This window comes from Streptomyces sp. NBC_01551 (genome assembly GCF_026339935.1).
GTDB lineage: Bacteria > Actinomycetota > Actinomycetes > Streptomycetales > Streptomycetaceae > Streptomyces.
Map to the genome: position 1 here is coordinate 5,831,467 of NZ_JAPEPX010000001.1, position 17,347 is coordinate 5,848,813.

16 protein-coding genes are annotated in these 17,347 nt (G+C 71.6%); 15 read left to right on the forward strand and 1 reads right to left on the reverse strand.

Annotated elements, in window-relative coordinates; all coding sequences use genetic code 11:
* The first annotated feature begins 36 nt into the window (after nucleotides 1-36).
* The gene (locus OG982_RS26330) at nucleotides 37-1,176 is read left to right on the forward strand and encodes a helix-turn-helix domain-containing protein (RefSeq protein ID WP_266782511.1); all 1,140 of its coding nucleotides are present in this window, start codon (nucleotides 37-39) and stop codon (nucleotides 1,174-1,176) included.
* A 386-nt stretch (nucleotides 1,177-1,562) separates the two neighbouring features.
* Here the strand turns inward: OG982_RS26330 and OG982_RS26335 are convergent, their stop codons facing one another.
* Entirely contained in the window at nucleotides 1,563-1,694 is a 132-nt protein-coding gene (locus tag OG982_RS26335) for a hypothetical protein (protein ID WP_266782509.1), read from the reverse strand.
* 439 nt (nucleotides 1,695-2,133) lie between these two features.
* On the opposite strand from OG982_RS26335, the gene OG982_RS26340 reads away from it, so the two are divergent.
* The 14 genes from OG982_RS26340 to OG982_RS26405 all read left to right on the forward strand — a co-directional run bounded on the left by OG982_RS26340 (nucleotide 2,134) and on the right by OG982_RS26405 (nucleotide 17,215).
* Nucleotides 2,134-2,796, forward strand: coding sequence for a hydrolase (locus OG982_RS26340; protein ID WP_266949315.1), 663 nt, complete (start codon nucleotides 2,134-2,136; stop codon nucleotides 2,794-2,796).
* A 5-nt stretch (nucleotides 2,797-2,801) separates the two neighbouring features.
* Nucleotides 2,802-3,308 (forward strand): DoxX family membrane protein, encoded by a 507-nt coding sequence (locus OG982_RS26345; protein ID WP_266949316.1) that lies wholly within the window; start codon nucleotides 2,802-2,804, stop codon nucleotides 3,306-3,308.
* Nucleotides 3,309-3,400: 92 nt separating this feature from the next.
* The gene (locus OG982_RS26350; RefSeq protein ID WP_266949318.1) at nucleotides 3,401-3,979 is read left to right on the forward strand and encodes a Dps family protein; all 579 of its coding nucleotides are present in this window, start codon (nucleotides 3,401-3,403) and stop codon (nucleotides 3,977-3,979) included.
* Complete coding sequence (locus OG982_RS26355) at nucleotides 3,979-5,403, forward strand: NAD(P)/FAD-dependent oxidoreductase (RefSeq protein ID WP_266949319.1); 1,425 nt, start codon at nucleotides 3,979-3,981, stop codon at nucleotides 5,401-5,403. Before OG982_RS26350 ends, OG982_RS26355 begins: the two co-directional genes overlap by 1 nt.
* A gap of 131 nt (nucleotides 5,404-5,534) precedes the next feature.
* Complete coding sequence (locus OG982_RS26360) at nucleotides 5,535-6,365, forward strand: alpha/beta fold hydrolase (RefSeq protein WP_266949320.1); 831 nt, start codon at nucleotides 5,535-5,537, stop codon at nucleotides 6,363-6,365.
* A 42-nt stretch (nucleotides 6,366-6,407) separates the two neighbouring features.
* A complete protein-coding gene (locus OG982_RS26365) occupies nucleotides 6,408-7,361 on the forward strand; it encodes an alpha/beta hydrolase (RefSeq protein WP_266782497.1) in 954 nt (317 codons plus the stop codon).
* Complete coding sequence (locus tag OG982_RS26370) at nucleotides 7,358-9,244, forward strand: amidohydrolase (protein WP_266782495.1); 1,887 nt, start codon at nucleotides 7,358-7,360, stop codon at nucleotides 9,242-9,244. Before OG982_RS26365 ends, OG982_RS26370 begins: the two co-directional genes overlap by 4 nt.
* A gap of 14 nt (nucleotides 9,245-9,258) precedes the next feature.
* Entirely contained in the window at nucleotides 9,259-9,999 is a 741-nt protein-coding gene (locus OG982_RS26375; protein WP_266782493.1) for a GPR1/FUN34/YaaH family transporter, read from the forward strand.
* A 45-nt stretch (nucleotides 10,000-10,044) separates the two neighbouring features.
* A complete protein-coding gene (locus OG982_RS26380) occupies nucleotides 10,045-10,359 on the forward strand; it encodes a GNAT family N-acetyltransferase (protein ID WP_266782491.1) in 315 nt (104 codons plus the stop codon).
* 75 nt (nucleotides 10,360-10,434) lie between these two features.
* Nucleotides 10,435-11,160 (forward strand): alpha/beta fold hydrolase, encoded by a 726-nt coding sequence (locus tag OG982_RS26385; RefSeq protein WP_007262653.1) that lies wholly within the window; start codon nucleotides 10,435-10,437, stop codon nucleotides 11,158-11,160.
* Nucleotides 11,161-11,263: 103 nt separating this feature from the next.
* Entirely contained in the window at nucleotides 11,264-12,595 is a 1,332-nt protein-coding gene (locus OG982_RS26390; RefSeq protein WP_266949321.1) for an ABC transporter substrate-binding protein, read from the forward strand.
* Nucleotides 12,595-13,560: a carbohydrate ABC transporter permease gene (locus OG982_RS26395; protein WP_007262651.1), complete on the forward strand. Its 966-nt coding sequence runs from the start codon at nucleotides 12,595-12,597 to the stop codon at nucleotides 13,558-13,560. The genes OG982_RS26390 and OG982_RS26395 overlap by 1 nt, the downstream gene beginning before the upstream one ends.
* Nucleotides 13,557-14,444 (forward strand): carbohydrate ABC transporter permease, encoded by an 888-nt coding sequence (locus OG982_RS26400; RefSeq protein WP_007262650.1) that lies wholly within the window; start codon nucleotides 13,557-13,559, stop codon nucleotides 14,442-14,444. The genes OG982_RS26395 and OG982_RS26400 overlap by 4 nt, the downstream gene beginning before the upstream one ends.
* Entirely contained in the window at nucleotides 14,441-17,215 is a 2,775-nt protein-coding gene (locus OG982_RS26405) for an AAA family ATPase (protein ID WP_266782483.1), read from the forward strand. The genes OG982_RS26400 and OG982_RS26405 overlap by 4 nt, the downstream gene beginning before the upstream one ends.
* Nucleotides 17,216-17,347 lie beyond the last annotated feature (132 nt).

The following is a 17,347-nucleotide window of genomic DNA, read 5'->3' on the forward strand; positions in this document are numbered from 1 at the left end:
AATCTGGCCGGTCGAATTGTTCGCAGGGAATAAAAAATGAGCCATCCCATCCGGAGGGTCACCGACCTGACCCTGGACCGGACGACGGTCACCGCAGTTCGGGCCGCGCTGAAGACCACCGCCGACGAGGTCGTCCAGGCGATCATCGACGAGGTCCCTCCCTACGCCAACGCCCTCTCGGGCCGCATGGGCGTCACCATCCGCCGAGCCGTCCGCACCGCCCTGGGGCACTACCTGGACCTCGCGAGCGGGAACGCCACCGGCGGCGACGCCGGTGACGCGGCCTACGAGCTGGGCCGCGGCGAGGTGCGCGACGGGCGTTCGATGGACGCCCTGCTCAGCGCCTACCGCGTCGGCGCCCGCGTGGCCTGGCGATGCCTGGCGGCGGGTGCCGTACCCGCAGGTCTGCCCGCCGCCGAGGTCGCCAAGTTCGCCGAGCTGACCTTCGCCTACATCGACGAGCTCTCCGCCGCGAGCGCCGCGGGCCACGCCGACGAGCTGGCCGCCCGGGGCCGTGACCACGAGCGCCACCTGGAACACCTGGCCCGCGACCTCCTCGCCGACGCGAGCCCCGACGTGCTGCTGGCCTCTGTTCAACGGGCTAGGTGGCAGCCTCCGGTTTCGCTGACCGCCGTCTTGCTGCCCGCTGCCCAGGCCCGGCCCGCCTACCGCGCGCTCGACCCGAGCACCCTCGTCCTCGACGATCTGCCGGACGCCTTCGGGGTGCTGCTCGTCCCCGATGCCGACCGGTCACATCTCTTGCGGCAGCTGACCGACCGCACGGCCGTGGTCGGCCCGGCCCGGCCGTGGACTCGTGCATCCGCCTCGTACGCACGAGCCGCACGCGCGCGCTCCCTCTCCTCCGATATCCGCGACACCGAGGACCACCTGCCCGAGCTGGTGCTGAGCGCCGACGTGGACGCGTTCGCAGACCTGCGGGCCCGAGCCCTCGCACCCCTCCGGACCTTGCCTGTCGCGACCGCACGGCGGCTGGAGGAGACGTTGCGGGCGTGGCTGCTTCACCAAGGCAGGCGGGACGAGGTGGCGGCGGCGTTGTTCGTCCATCCCCAGACCGTCCGGTACCGGATGTCGCAGCTGCGGGAGCTGTTTCCGGATCTCGCATCGCCACACCGGGTCCTCGAACTGACGCTGGCGGTCGGTCTTCGGGTCAGCTGACGCGTACTTCGACCGTGGGAGAGGGGCTGGATGAACCGGGAAGAACAGAAAGAGTTGACACCCGTGTCGAGCGGGTCGCGCCGACGGCTCCTGACGGGCGAAAGCCCAGGTCAGGCGCCGTCTTTCATGCCCTAAAAGAAGCCGAGCTTCTTGGGGGAGTAGCTGGTCAGTATGTTCTTCGAGTACTGGTGGTACACCCGCCACACCCCTCCTGACCAGGCAAGATGAAGGTACCTGCCATCGGTGGTCCGGTGCTGGCCCGCCACTGGCCCGGATCTTGGTCGGTGAGGGAGGGGGCACTGTAGTTCCGTGGCCAGGGCCCGAAGCGATGGTCGTGGGTGGAGGGCCTCAGGGCTTGGGCTGTGCGACGGCGCGCCAGCCGAAGATCACTCACTGCTGCTGCTCGCCCACTGGAGGCCCGGCGTGGTTTCGAAGTTCATGCCGTAGACCGTGCCAGCCAGGGTGGGGGCGAAGAGGGTGGCGGCCCAGGAGGAGATCTTCTTGAAGTCCTCGCCCACAACGCGCTGACCTGGGCAGATTGCTGTACGAGCCGGGCTGACCTGCGAATTTGCTCGTTTCCGGGGCTTTCAGGGTGACGCCGTTTTGCGCGGTCGCTTCTCCCCAGCCGCTCCCCAGAACGGCTTCGTTCTCCCCAGATTCTCCCCCTCCGCGGCTCGTTCTTGGCGATGTTTCCGCTGGTGAGGCGGCCCTTCGTTGGGTTGGGGTGTGGTGACGCGCCGTTTCGGGGGGTCTCGGGGCGAGTGTGCGGGTGTCGCGACCTTGCGCGTTCGCGCCCGTGACACTGCGCGGATCTCGTCCTTGACCGGTTGTGCGCTGTCGTGCCAACCCCTGGGCGCAGGAGGTCAATGCGGTCGGTCGGGTCGCTCGTAGCTTGAAGAAGTGCCGAGCCGCGGACGCGGCGGGGGCACGTTACCGATTGCTTCGAGAGGACCCCTCATGTTCGACGTCAACAAGGTGCAGGCCGCCCCGAGCAAGGATCTGCTCACGCCCGACAACGCGGTCATGCTCTTCGTGGACCACCAGCCGCAGATGTTCTTCGGCACCGGGAGCGGCGATCGCGCCGCGATCATCAACAGCACCGTGGGTCTCGCCAAGGCGGCTCAGGCATTCGATGTGCCGGCCGTGCTGACCACGGTCGCCGCCGAGTCGTTCTCCGGGCCCCTGCTGCCCCAGCTTGCCGAGGTGTTCCCCAAGCACGAGGTCATCGACCGTACGACCATGAACGCCTGGGAGGACGAGGCGCTCGTGGCGGCGGTCAAGGCTACCGGCCGCAAGAAGATCATCCTGTCCGGCCTGTGGACCGAGGTCTGCCTGGTGCTGCCCGCGCTGTCCGCCCTGGAGCAGGGTTACGAGGTGTACGTGGTCTCCGACGCCTCCGGCGGCGTCAGCCCGGCCGCCCACGAGCACGCGCTCCAGCGGATGATCGCCGCCGGCGCCGTACCGGTGACCTGGGTCCAGGTCCTCCTGGAGCTGCAGCGCGACTGGGCGCGCCAGGAGTCGTACGGCGCGGTCATGGAGATCGTCAAGGCCCACGCGGGCGCGTACGGCCTGGGCGTCGTGTACGCGCAGAGCGTCATCGGCGCGCACGCCGCCGGCTGACCCCTGTGGACACCGGCATTCTGATCCTGCGTCTGCTGGTGGGACTGCTCGTCGCCGGCCACGGTGTGCAAAAGATCAGTTCGCACCTGGGCGGCAATGGACTCAACGGCGGTACCGAGGAGTTCCGCGCCGACGGTTTCCGCGGCGGTGCCCTCACCGCCCTGGCGGCGGGCGGTGGTCAGATCGGATCGGGCCTGCTGCTCGCCGCCGGCCTCCTGACCCCGCTCGCCGCGACCGGCGCCATCGGGGTCATGACGGTCGCGCTCACCGTGAAGTGGCGCCACGGGCTCTGGGTGCAGAACGACGGATACGAGTACCCGCTCGTCCTCATCGGCACCGCCGCCGCCCTCGCCGCCACCGGCCCCGGCGCCTGGTCCGTCGACGCGGCCCTCGGCCTCACGCCGTACCCGCTGTGGTGGGCGGCCCTCGCGCTCGTGGCCGGTCTCGGTAGCGGACTCCTCACCCGGCTCGTCCTGCACCGGCCCCCCGCCCCGGCGATCGCCGACCGCTGAGCGCGAGCCGCACAGACCGGGTCCGGCCGCCCGCGTACCCCCGACCGGGCGGCCGGGCCCTTCCCACCCTCTCTCCCGAACAGGAGCACCCGATGGACACCCTCACGACCCCACACGGCGGCGGCCAGCCGCTGCTGCGTCAGAAGGGAGCCGAGACCCAGGCGTTCGGCACGCTCAAGCAGCTGCCGATCGGCCTCGGCCACGACACCCGCATGTACGCGTGCCAGCGGCTGAACCGCGTACTCGCCGACGCGCAGATCCTGTACTCCCTCTACAAGAAGCACCACTGGCTCATGCGCGGAGCGACCTTCTACTCACTCCACTTGATGCTGGACAAGCACGCGGAAGCCCAGCTGGCCATCGTTGACGCGCTGGCCGAGCGGGTCCAGAGCCTCGGCGGCGTCGCCGTCGGAGACCCGCGCCACGTCGCCGAGCTGACGTCGATCCCCCGGCCGCCGGACGGCGTCGAGCCGGTGCCCGTCATGCTGTCGCGGCTCCTCGACGCGCACGAGCGGATCCTGATCGACGCCCGGGACGCCGCCGCCCGGCTCTCCGGGGAGGGCGACGAGGGCAGCGCCGACCTGCTCGTCTCCGATGTCATCCGCACCGGCGAGGCGCAGGTGTGGTTCCTCGCCGAGCATCTCGTGGACACTCCTCTGGTGCGCGGCTGATGGACACGTACGACCTCGTCGTGGTCGGCGGCGGTCCGGCCGGCGAGGTCGTCGCCGACCGGGCCGTCCGATCGGGACTGACCGCCGTCGTCGTCGAGGCCGAGGCGGTCGGCGGCGAGTGCTCCTACCGTGCCTGCGTGCCGAGCAAGGCCCTGCTGCGACCCGGCGCCGCCCGAGCGGCGGCCCGGTCGGTCGACGGGGCCCGGCAGGCGGTCACGGCGGCACTCGACCCGGCGCGCGTCCTGGCCCGCCGTGACCGTTTCACCGGGCGCGGTGACGACACCGGCCAGGCCGACTGGCTCGACGGTGCGGGCATCGCGCTCGTACGGGGGCACGGACGGCTCGCCGGTGAGCGCCGGGTGGAGGTGACCGGGGCCGACGGCACGGTCCGTACCCTGCGGGCCCGGCGCGCGGTCGTGGTCTGCACCGGCACGGAGCCCGCCCTTCCGCCGGTCGAAGGGCTCGACCGGATCGGTGTGTGGACCAGCCGGCAGGCCACCACGGCCGACGCGGTGCCCGAGCGGCTCGTCGTCATCGGCGGGGGAGTGGTGGCCTGCGAGATGGCCACCGCGTGGCGCACGCTCGGCTCCTCCGTCACTCTGCTGGTCCGCGACCAGGCCCTGCTGACCGGCTGGGAACCGTGTGCCGGCGAAGAGGTCACCCGGGGGCTGAGCGATCTGAGCGTCACGATCCGCTTCGGGGTGTCGGCCGTCCGGGTCGCCCGTGACGCCGACACCCGCACGGTGACCGTGAACACGGACGACGGCACCGCACTCGTCTGCGACGAGGTCCTCGCCGCCGTCGGCCGGCGCCCGCGCACCACAGACCTCGGCCTGGACTCCGTCGGACTGCCGGCGGGCGACTGGCTCCCGGTCGACGACACCTGTCGGGTCACCGCGGTCGAGGGCGCATGGCTCTACGCCGTCGGCGATGTGAATCACCGTGCGCCGCTGACCCACATGGCCAAGTACCAGGCCCGCGCCTGCGCGGCGGCGATCGCAGAGCGAGCAGCGGGCCGCCCCGCCGACACCGGCGGCGGGCAGCCCTGGAGTGCGGAAGCCGACCGCTTCGCCGTCCCCCAGGCCGTCTTCACCCACCCCGAGATCGCGAGCGTCGGTCTCACGGAACGCGCCGCACGCGAAGCGGGTCTCGCGGTACGCGTGGTCGAGTACCGCATCGACGACGTCGCCGGTGCCGCGCTCCACGCGGACGACTACCGCGGCCTCGCGAAGCTCGTCGTCGACGAGACCCGAGGGGTCGTCGTCGGCTGCACGTTCACCGGTCCGATGGCGACCGAGCTCATCCACACGGCCACCGTGGCCATCGTGGGTGAGGTCCCCCTGGAGCGCCTGTGGCACGCCGTGCCCGCCTTTCCGACGGTGAGCGAGGTCTGGCTCCGGCTCCTGGAGGCGTACGGCCTCTGAGGCCTGGTCCCCTTCTCCCGCGCCGGGTCCCGTCCGCCCGGCCGGCGCACCCCTCCGCCCGAGCGGCGCACCCCTCCTGCTCGACCGAGCGCACCCCCACGCTTCCCCATCCGACAAGGAAACACCCACCCATGCAGCTCACGAGGCGCACCCTCGCCCTCGCCATGCCCGCGACGCTGGCCGCCCTGATCGGCGCCGCACCCGCCGCACCCGCGAGCCGCCCGGCCGCGGCCGACACCGACCGGCACGACCCGAAGCCGACGATCGTCCTGGTCCACGGAGCGTTCGCGGACGCCTCCAGCTGGAGCGGCACGATCCGGCGGCTGCAGCACGCCGGCTACCCCGTCCTGGCGCCCGCCAACCCGCTGCGCGGTCTCGCCGCGGACACCGACTACCTGCGCAGCGTGCTGGCCGCCGTCGACGGGCCCGTCGTCCTGGTCGGCCACTCCTACGGCGGCGCCGTCATCAGTGGCGCCGCAGTGGGCAACAGCCGTGTGAAGGCCCTCGTCTACATCGCCGCGTTCACCCCGGACAAGGGGGAGAGCGCGGCCGAGCTCGCCGCCAAGTTCCCGGGCTCCACCCTCGGCGACACCGTGAGCCCGCGGTCGTACCCGCTGCCCGGCGGTGGCACCGGTACCGAACTCGTCATCGAACGAGCCAAGTTCCACAGGCAGTTCGCCGCCGACGTACCCGCCGCCGAAGCGGCGGTCATGGCCGCGACCCAGCGCCCGGTCGCCACCGCCGCGCTGGAGGAGAAGGCCGGGGAAGCGGCCTGGAAGACGATCCCGTCCTGGGCGCTGATCGCCACCGCCGACAAGAACATCCCGGCCGCCGCCGAACGGTGGATGGCCCGGCGTGCCGGTTCGCACATCACCGAAGTGGACGCGTCCCATGCAGTGGCGGTCTCCCGCCCGGCCGTGGTCACCCACGTGATCCTCGCCGCCGTGCGAGCGACCCGCTGACGCTCCGACCCGCCCCGTACATCCTCTGAAGGAGAGCCCCTCATGAACAACCGTCCGGTCCTCGAACCCGCAGCCCAGGCCTTCGCCGACGCCACCGCCCAGCCGCCGTACCTCTACCAGATCCCCGTCGCCGAAGGCCGTAAGGCCGTGGACGACGTCCAGAACGGTGAGGGCGTCCCCCTGCCGGACGTCGACGAGGAGTGGACCACCGTCCACGGCGGCCCGACCGGCGACGTCCGCGCCCGGATCGTCCGCCCCCGCGGCGCCACCGGCCCGCTCCCCGTCATCCTCTACATCCACGGCGCGGGCTGGGTCTTCGGCAACGCCCACACCCACGACCGGCTCGTCCGCGAACTCGCCGTCGGCACCGGGGCGGCCGTGGTCTTCCCCGAGTACGACCTGTCGCCCGAGGCGCGTTACCCCGTCGCGATCGAGCAGAACTACAGCGTCGCCCAGTGGGTCGCCCGCGAGGGACACCACAAGGACCTCGACGGCACCCGGATCGCCGTAGCCGGTGATTCCGTCGGCGGCAACATGAGCGCCGCCCTCACCCTCATGGCCAAGCAGCGCGGCGATGTCACGCTCGTCCAGCAGGTCCTCTTCTACCCGGTGACCGACGCGAGCTTCGACACGGATTCGTACCACGCCTTCGGCGAGGGCTACTTCCTGCGCCGCGACGCCATGAAGTGGTTCTGGGACCAGTACACGACCGACGAGGCCGAGCGGGCCCAGATCACCGCTTCCCCGCTGCGCGCCTCCACCGAGCAGCTCACCGGCCTGCCGCCGGCCCTGGTCATCACTGCCGAGGCCGACGTCCTGCGCGACGAGGGCGAGGCGTACGCGGCGAAGCTCCGTGCCGCCGGCGTCCCCGTCACCGCCCTGCGAGTCCAGGGCGTCATCCACGACTTCGTGATGCTGAACGCACTGCGCGATACGCAGGCCGCGGAACTCGCCATCGGCCTCGCCACCGACATCCTGCGCAAGGCCCTCGCATGACCGGGCCGTCGACGAGCATGCCGGTGGCGGGCCTCGTCCCCGCCCCGCGTCGGGAGCACGAGCACGCCGACCTCCTCGTCCGTAACGCCAAGGTCTTCACCGGTGACCCCGACCGGCCAAAGGCCCGTGCCGTCGCGATCCGCGACGGCCGGGTCCTGGCCCTGGGCGACGACCACGACCTCGCCCACCTCGTCGGGCCGGGAACGAAGGTCGTCGACGCCCTCGGCCGCCGGGTGATTCCCGGCCTCAACGACTCGCACCTGCATGTCATCCGGGGCGGCCTGAACTACGTTCTGGAGCTGCGCTGGGACGGCGTACGAAGCCTCCGACACGCCCTCGCGATGCTGCGCGAGCAGGCTGGCCGCACCCCGAAGGGGCAGTGGATCCGGGTGGTGGGCGGCTGGACCGCCGAGCAGTTCGCCGAGCGCAGGATGCCGACCGTCGCGGAGCTGAACGCCGCCGCCCCCGACACCCCGGTCTTCGTCCTGCACCTGTACCAGTCGGCGCTGATGAACCGGGCCGCGGTCAAGGCGGCCGGGTTCACCCGGGAGACCCCCGACCCCCGGGGCGGGCAGATCGTCCGCGGCCGGGACGGCGAACCCAACGGCGTGCTCCTCGCGGCGCCGAGCGCTCTCGTCCTGTACTCGACGCTGGCCAAGGCGCCTGCCCTCGACGAGGCCGACAAGCGGACGTCGACGCGCCACTTCCTGCGCGAGCTGAACCGCTTCGGCCTGACGTCCGCTGTCGACGCCGCCGGCGGCTTCCAGAACTTCCCCGACAACTACGCGACGGTCACCGACCTCGCCAGGTCCGGGGAGCTGACCCTCCGGATCGCCTACCACCTCTTCCCGCAGACGGCCGGGCAGGAACTCGCCGACCTGAAGCGCTGGACCGAGATGGTCAAGCCCGGGGACGGGGACGAGTGGCTCCGGCTGAACGGCGCGGGCGAGAACCTGACCTGGGCCGCCGCCGACTTCGAGAACTTCTCCGAGCCCCGGCCCGAGCTCGCCGCGGGCTACGAGACCGAGTTCGAGAGCGCCGTACGGCTCCTGCTCGAAAACGGCTGGGGCTTCCGGCTCCACGCGACCTACGACGAGACCATCCGCCGCGACCTGGCCGTCTTCGAGAAGCTCGCCGGGGAGGGACTCTTCCCCGGCGGCAACCGCTGGCTCTTCGACCACGCGGAGACGGTCTCGGCCGACAGCCTGGACCGGATCGCGGCCCTCGGCGGCGCCGTGTCCGTGCAGAACCGCATGTCCTTCCAGGGCGCCGCGTTCCTCGACCGTTACGGCGCCGAGGCCGCCGCCCACACCCCGCCGGTCCGGGCCATGCTCGACCGCGGCCTGACGGTCGCCGCCGGAACCGACGCGACCCGCGTCTCTTCGTACAACCCGTGGGTCGCGCTGCACTGGCTGGTGGCCGGGCGCACCGTCGCCGGCACCGTGCTCTATCCGGCGGGGAACCTGCTCGACCGGGAGACCGCCCTCGGCCTCTACACCCGGGGCGGAGCGCAGCTCACCGGCGAGCAGGACGTCAAGGGAACCCTGCGAGAAGGGTCGTACGGCGACCTCGCGATCCTGTCCGACGACTACCTCACCGTACCCGAGGACGTCATCCCCGACATCGAGTCCGTCCTCACCGTCGTCGGCGGCCGCATCGTCTACGCGACCGCGGAGTACGAAGGTCTCGACGAGGCCGTCCCGCCGGTGAGCCCCGAGTGGAGCCCCGTGGCCCACTTCGGCGGCTACCAGAGCGGTGCCCGTCAGGCCTCGCTCGTGGCCGAGGCCGTCGCCGAGTCCGAGCAGTACCGCCGGTGGCGCGTCGCGCGTGGCTCCCTCCCCGACACACAGCCGTCGTTCGTCGACCCCTGCTTCGAGCACTGAGAGGGATCCACACCATGAGTACCGCCTCACCCACCGCAGACAGCGGCGACGACGCCCGGGCCACCCCGCGGGACGTCCCCCCGGGACGCCGTTTCGAACCGGACCTCCGGTCGATGACACGGATCAACCTGCGCCCCATCGCCTCACCCATGCCGCTCGGCTTCTTCACGATCGCCATCGCGTCCGTGATGACGGGCTGCCTCCAGCTCGGGATCCTCGGCGAGGAGGCCCGTACCGCCGTCGCCTTCACCGTGCTGCCGGCCTTCGTCCTCCAACTCCTGGTCAGTGTCCTGGCCTTCGGCGCCCGTGACGTGATCGCGGCGACCCTGATGGCCGTGTTCGCCGGAAGCTGGCTGCCCTACTCGCTGATCATGCTCAGCGGCGCGGCCGACGGCCTGAAGGTCCTCGGCGTCTTCAACCTGGCGCTCCTCTGCTTCGGCGCGCTGATGACCGCCGTGACCGGGCCCAAGCGGGCGCTGTGGCTCGTCCTCGCGGTCTCCCTGCCCCGCTGGGCGGCCACCGGCCTCGCGGGCGTCACCGGCGCCGAATGGCTGACGCGCACGTCCGGGGCGCTCGGCCTGCTGGTGGGGGTCGTCGCGATGTACACGGCGTTCGCCCTGATGCTCGAGGACATGCGCAGCGAGCAGGTCCTGCCCATCGGCCGCAGCGGCCCCGCCCACCTCGCCGTGGAAGGCGACCTGTCCGTCCAGCTCCGCAACCTGGAACGGCAGGCAGGCGTACGCCGCACGCTCTGACCGCGCGCACCCACCCCGTCACACCACGACCGCACAGGAGCACCCATGGAACCGCAGGTGACGGACCGGCCCCAGAAGTCTCGGTACGAGATCCTCGCCGGCGACGACGGCACCGAGACCGCGGGCTTCGCCGAGTACCACCTCTCGGAGGGTGAGATCGCCTTCATCCACACCGAGATCGACAGCCGGTTCGCCGGCCAGGGCTTGGGCGGTCTCCTTGCCCGGGGAGCGCTCGACGACGCCCGGGCTCGTGGGCTGCGCGTCCTGCCGTACTGCCCCTTCATCCGGGGCTGGATCGGCAAGCATCCCGAGTACACCGACCTGGTGCCCGAGGCGAGGCGCGCCCGCTTCGGCCTGTGAAGCACCACACGAACACCACATATCCGCCTCCCGCATCCCCAGCCCCATCACCCGTCACGCACCAAGGAGTTCCCCATGCCCCGACACGCCCGCCCCACCGTCGTCCTGGTCCACGGCGCCTTCGCCGACGCCTCCAGCTTCGCCCGCGTCATCCCCGAACTGGCCGCCGCCGGTATGGAAGTGGTGGCCCCGGCCGTGCCCAACCGCAGCCTCGTCGACGACGCCGCGTACATAGCCTCGGTGATCCGCGCCGTCGAAGGCCCCGTGATCCTGGTCGGGCACTCCTACGGTGGTGCCGTCATCACCCTCGCCGGCGCGGAGGACAACGTCCGCGCACTGGTGTACCTCGCGGGATACGCACTGGAGGAGGGCGAGAGCCTGGGCGAGCTGCAGGGCCGCTTCCCCGACTCCGGCCTCGCCGACGCGCTCGTCTACACCCCGTTCCCGGTGGCCGGCTCCACCGAGACCGGCACTGATGTCTCGGTGGACATCGAGAAGTTCCCCGCCCTCTTCGCGGCGGACGTCGACCCCGACCTCGCCGCGGTGCTCGCCGTCTCCCAGCGCCCCCTGGCAGCACGTGCCTTCTCGGAGGCGGCGCCTGTCGCGGCGTGGAAGACCAAGCCCTCGTGGGGCCTGGTCGCCTCCTCCGACCGCACGATCAACCCCGATGTGGAGCGCTACGGGTACGAGCGCGCCGGCATGACCACCGTCGAGGTCGACTCCTCCCATCTGGTCATGCTTGCCCAGCCCAAGGCCGTGGCAGAGCTGATCCAGGACGCGGCCCGGTCCACCGCCCACTGACCCGATCGTTCAGGATCGAACGATTAGTCGATAATGTTCGAGCGCTGGTAGCTTCTGATCGCCCCTGAGGACCCCTCGGCGGGCGATCGGAGGAGATACACCCATGAGGTTCGGCGCGAGGCTCGCGCTCGCCGGCATCGCCCTCGCCGTCCTTGCCACCGCCTGCGGTGTTCCGCAGGACAGCGGTTCGCAGTCGCACACCCCCGTGGACTGTGGGCCGTACGCCAGGTACGGCGAACACCCCGGCACCAAGGTCACCGTCTACGCGGAGAACCGGGACCGGGAGGCCGACCTGTTCGAAGAGACCTGGGCGGACTTCGCGGACTGCACGGGAATCGACGTCCGGTACGAGGGGGACGGGGAGTTCGAGGCCCAGATCCAGCTCCGGGTCGACGGCGGGAGCGCACCGGATGTGGCGTTCTTCCCCCAGCCGGGGCTCCTGGAACGCTTCGCGCGGGCGGGGAAGCTCAAGCCCGCGAGCGCCGGGGTCGTGGCCCTCGCGAAGAAGGGCTGGTCGGCGGACTGGAACAGCTACGCGACCGTGAACGGCACCCTCTACGGCACGCCGCTGGTCGCGAACGTGAAGTCGTTCGTCTGGTACTCCCCGAAGTTCTTCCGCGACAGGGGACTGAACGTTCCCCGCACGTGGTCCGAGCTGATGGCCGTGACGGAGAAGGTCGCGGCGTCGGGCGTCAAGCCGTGGTGCGCGGGCATCGAGTCCGCCGAGGCAACCGGCTGGCCCGTCACGGACTGGATCGAGGACGTCCTGCTGCGTCAGCAGGGCACGGACGTCTACGACCAGTGGGTCGCTCACCAGATCCCGTTCAACGACCCGCGGGTGATCAAGGCCATGGACACCGTCGGGTCCCTCCTCAAGAACGACCGGTACGCCAACGGCGGTTTCGGTCCGGCCCGTTCGATGGCGTCGATCTCCTTCCAGGAGGCCGGCACACCGGTTCTCTCAGGCGACTGCGCGATGCACCGCCAGGCCTCGTTCTATGCCGACATGTGGCCGAAGGGCACCGAGATCGGACCGGACGAGGACGTCTACGCCTTCCTCCTGCCGGGGGCCGACCCGGCCGACCGGCCCGTCCTGGGCGGTGGGGTGTTCACCGCGGTGTTCGCCGACCGTCCCGAAGTGCGGGCGTTCCAGGAGTATCTGGCCTCCGCGGACTTCGCGAACGCGCGCATGAAGAAGGGCCCGTTCGTCTCGGCGAACAAGGGCGTGGATCCGGCGAACGCCGCCACCCCGGTCGACAGGCTCTCGATCCAGCTGCTCCAGGACTCAGGCACACAGTTCAGGTTCGACGGTTCGGACCTGATGCCCGCTTCGGTCGGCGCCGGGACGTTCTGGAAGGGAGCCGTCGACTGGATCGGCGGCGCGAGCACCCGACAGGTCGCCGACTCCGTCGAACGGTCCTGGCCGAGCCACTGATGCCGTTCGACGCCGTCGCCCAGCAGCCCAAGCTGCTGTACCTGCTCCAGGGCGTCGCCGCCTTCGCGGCGGTGGTCTCCCTGATCCTGCTCGCGCTGCACCGGGGGCCGGTTCGGAGAAGGGCCGCGGCCCTGATCCTGCTGACCCCCGCGCTGCTGCTGCTCACGGTGGGTCTCCTCCTGCCCGGTCTGCGCACCCTGGCGCTGTCGTTCACGCAGAACGGGGGAGACGCCTGGGCCGGCCTCGACAACTACGTGTGGATGGTCACCGACCCCCGGGCGCTGGTCGCGCTGCGCAACACTCTGGCGTGGGTGGTGCTCGTGCCGCTGCTGGCCACCTCGGTTGGTCTGCTCTACGCGGCGGCCGTCGTACGGTCGCGGTTCAGAGCGTTCGCGCTGCTCCTAGTCCTGATGCCGATGGCGATCTCCTTCGTCGGCGCGGGCGTCGTCTGGAAGTTCGTCTACGCCTACCGTCCCGCGGAGGCCGGGCAGATCGGGCTGCTCAACCAGCTCGTCGTCGCGTTCGGCGGCGAACCGAGGCAATGGCTCGTGGACTCTCCCTGGAACGTACTGTTCCTCATCGTGGCGATGGTGTGGACACAGGCGGGCTTCGCGGCCGTCCTGCTGGCCGGCGCGATCAGGGCCGTTCCCGGCGAGCTCACCGAGGCGGCCCGACTCGACGGCGCGTCCCCCCGCCAGATCTTCTGGCGGATCACCCTGCCGTCGATCAGACCCACGCTGCTCGTCGTGGTCCTGGCCCAGGCGATCGGCACTTTCAAGGCCTTCGACATCGTCAAGACCATGACCGGCGGGCAGTTCGACACGGGCGTCATCGCCCACGAGATGTACGACCAGGCCTTCCGCCACGGCGAGACGGGCCGCGGCGCCGCTCTCGCCGTGCTCCTCTTCATCCTCGTCACCCCCTTCGTCGCCCACCAGGTCCGGGCACAGCGGAGGGCAGCGTGAACGGCGTCCGGGAGCGTCTGGCCTCCCGCGCCTTCACGTCGATCGCCGTGGTGATCGCGATCCTCTGGACGACACCGACCCTCGGTCTGCTGCTCTCCTCCTTCCGTCCCGAGGAGGAGATCAAGACGACGGGCTGGTGGACCGTGTTCGGTACGCCACACCTCACGCTCGACAACTACGGCGAGGTGCTGTCCGGCGGCGGGAACGGGTCGGGGCGGTTGGCGGAGTACTTCGTCAATTCCGTCGTCATCACCCTTCCCTCGGTGCTGTTCCCGCTCGTGCCGGCGTTCTTCGCGGCGTACGCCCTGGCGTGGATCGACTTCAGAGGGCGGGACGCGCTCGTCGTCGGCATCTTCGCGCTCCAGGCCGTGCCGCTTCAGATGGCGCTCGTCCCCCTCCTGAAGCTGTTCTCCCAGGGCTGGCTGTTCCTGCCCGCGTGGCACCTCACCGGTCCCGCGCGTTTCGGCCAGGTCTGGTTCGCCCACACGGTCTTCGCGCTGCCGTTCGCGGTGTTCCTCCTGCACAACTTCCTGGCGGGACTGCCCCGGGACCTGATCGAAGCCGCCCGCGTTGACGGCGCCTCGCACGGGGCGCTGCTGCTCCGGATCGTGCTGCCCCTGGCCCGCCCGGCCCTCGTCTCCTTCGCCGTCATCCAGTTCATCTGGGTGTGGAACGACCTCCTCGTGGCACTGACGCTGTCGGGCGGAACGGCCGAGACCGCGCCGATGACGGTCAGACTGGCGAGCCTGGCCGGGACGTACGGCAACGAGTGGCAGCGGCTCACCGCAGGAGCCTTCGTGGCGGCGTTCGTCCCGCTGCTCGTCTTCATCGCCCTCCGTCGGCACTTCGCACGGGGACTGCTCGCCGGATCGGTCAAGGGATGAGCCTCGACCGGCCCGAGGGAGAAGGCACGGCGGTGCCCGGGAGCGCGGCGCTGAGCCGGCCCGGGCTGCGGGGCCGCGAAGCCGAGCTGGAGCGGCTGCGCGCCCTGGTCGAGGCGGTGCGCGACGGCGAGGGAGGAGCGGTCGCGCTGCTCCTGGGCGAACCCGGGATCGGGAAGACCGTACTGCTCCAGGAGACCGTCTCTATCGCGCGGGCTCACGGGTTCGTCGTCAGCCACGGGCGCGCCGAGGAACTGCACGAGCTGGCACCGCTCGCCTCACTGGCCTCCGGCCTCCTGCGCGGTGACCCGCCGCTGCTTTCCAGCACGGACTTCGCAGACCTCGCGGGCCATCACGACCAGCGCATCTGGCTCGTCGAACGACTGGCCCAGCTGATCGAGGAACGCTCGGCGGGCACACCCGTACTGATCGCGGTCGACGACGTCCAATGGGCCGACCCGCTCAGCCGGTTCGCCCTGAGCGTCATGCCGGCGCGGCTGCTCAGCTCCCCGGTCCTCTGGCTGCTCACGGGCAGGAACGACCCGGAGCCGTACGGGCAGGGGCCGCTGGCGACTACCCTCCCCCTCCGACCGCTGTCCGACACGGCCCTGGCCGAGCTGGCACGGGACGTCCTCGGCGGGGACGTACCGGAGCAGGTCGCGGAACTCCTCGACGGGGCGGGAGGCAACCCCTTCCTCGCGGCCGAGCTGCTCACGGGCATCGCGGCGTCGGGCGGGGACGCGGACGTGCCGGAGCCGCCGGAGCGGCTGGTCCTCGGTGTACGCGACCGGCTGGCCGGCCTCCGGCCGGGCACCCTCCACTTCCTGCGGATCGGCTCGGTCCTCGGCCGCGCGTTCTCGCTCGCGGACGCCGCCGCGCTGTGCGGCCGGCCCGCCTCCGGACTCAGCGCCGAAGTGGACGAGGCGATCGCCGCCGCCCTCCTCCACGACGATGGCGAACGCCTCCTGTTCCGCCACGACCTGCTCCGCCAGGCGGTGTACGCCGATCTCGCCCCCTCCGTACGCCGGGCGCTCCACCGTGAGGCCGCGAGCCGGCTCGTCGCGGCGGGCCGGAGCTCCACCGACGCGGTCCCGCATCTGCTGAAGAGCGCCGACCCCGGCGACCAGGAGGCGATCGGGCTGCTCGGCACGGCCGCCACGGACGTGATCGCCGTGATGCCCGACCTCGCCGCCGACCTGGCCGTACGCGCCCTTGAACTCGTACCGCCCCACGCGCCCATGGTGTTCGACGTGGGCGAACGGGCCATCGTCGCGCTGACCCGCGCGGGCCGGTACACCCAGGCACGGGACACCGGCGACACGCTGCTCGCCCGGCAGCCGCCCCTGGACGTCTTCGCCCGTCTGCAGTCCGTACTCGGCGACACGCTGTGGCACCTCGACGACATCCACGAGCTGACCCGACGTTCGACGGCAGCACTGGCCGCAGTCACCGACCCGACAATCCGCGCCCGGCTCACCGCCCGGCAGGCCCTCGCCCGGTCCCGCGGGCGCGACCTCGGGGCCGCTCGCGAGACCGGCGAACGGGCGCTCGCCGAAGCGGAGCGGTCCGGTGACCGGGAGGCCCGTGTCCTCGCGCTGTGGGGCCTGGGCGAGATCGCCCTCAACGCGGGCGATTGCGCCGCCGCCGCCGAACACCACACGGCGCTGAGCGTGTTCGACACGGCCTTCCTGCCCGAGGAGGCCGTCGCCCGGATCCACATGGACGACTTCGATACCGTACGGCGACTGCTCCGGACGGCGGGCGACGCTCCCCTGCGCCCCGCCATGCTGAGTTGGGCCCAGGGAACCCTGAACATGGGGCTCGGCCGGCTCGACGACGCGGACGCCGACCTCGTCACCGCCGAGCGGCTCGAAGCGGACCTCCACGTGCCCGGCAACCTGGTCAACATCCGCGTCAACCGCGGCCTCCTCGCGATGCTGCGCGGCGACCGCGAAGCCGCGCGGGAACACCTGGACGTCGTGCGGGCGACCGTGGCCGAGCGGCCGAACACGGGCAACCACGCCACGCACCAGTATTTCGAGGCCGTCGTCGCCGACGCCGACGGCGACCACGCGGCAGCGGCCGAACTGGTCCGATCCGTGCAGCGTGACCATTCCTTCCTCCGATGGCGGCTCCTGCGCCCCCATGTCGTCCAGGCCGTGCGGATCGCCCTGCGCGGCGGGGATCGGAACCTGGCCGAGGACCTCGCGGCCCAGGCTGTCGAACACGCCACCCGCAACCCCGGCGTGCCGACCGCCCAGGGGGCGGCCGCCCACGCATCCGCCTTGGCGAACGCCGACCCCGGACTCCTGGAGCGATCGGTCCGCATCCTCCTCACCGGCCCCCGGCCGCTGCCCCTCGCCGCCGCATCCGCCGACCTCGGGCGCGCTCTTCTTGCGGCAGGCGACCCCGCTGCGACACCCACTCTGACCAGGGCCCACGACATCTACGCCCAGGCGGGGGCCGATGTCGAGGCCGATCGGGTCCGGGCCGATCTGGAACGGGCCACCAGCCGCCCCGGCCGACGCACCGGAGGCCTCCGGCCGCGCCCCGGCCAGGGCTGGGACGCGCTCACGGCCTCGGAACGCAAGGTGGCCCGGCTGATCGCCGCGGGCCACACCAACCGGTCGGCCGCGGAGGCCCTCGTCGTCTCCCCGCACACGGTCAACACCCATCTGGCGTCGATCTTCCGCAAGCTCTCGGTGCGCTCCAGGGTCCACCTGGCCCGGATCGCGCTTGCGGAGGGCGACGCCGGAACAGTCACCGGCGGCTGAGTGACCTCTGCGCCCCGGTGCAAGGTGTGGTGCGCGGTACGGCAACAGGAGGTGCAGGACCGGTCCTAGCGTGACGGGCATACCGCGCCGCTTCGAGGCGCGGACCAGCCGACCCGAATCGAGGAAGCATCC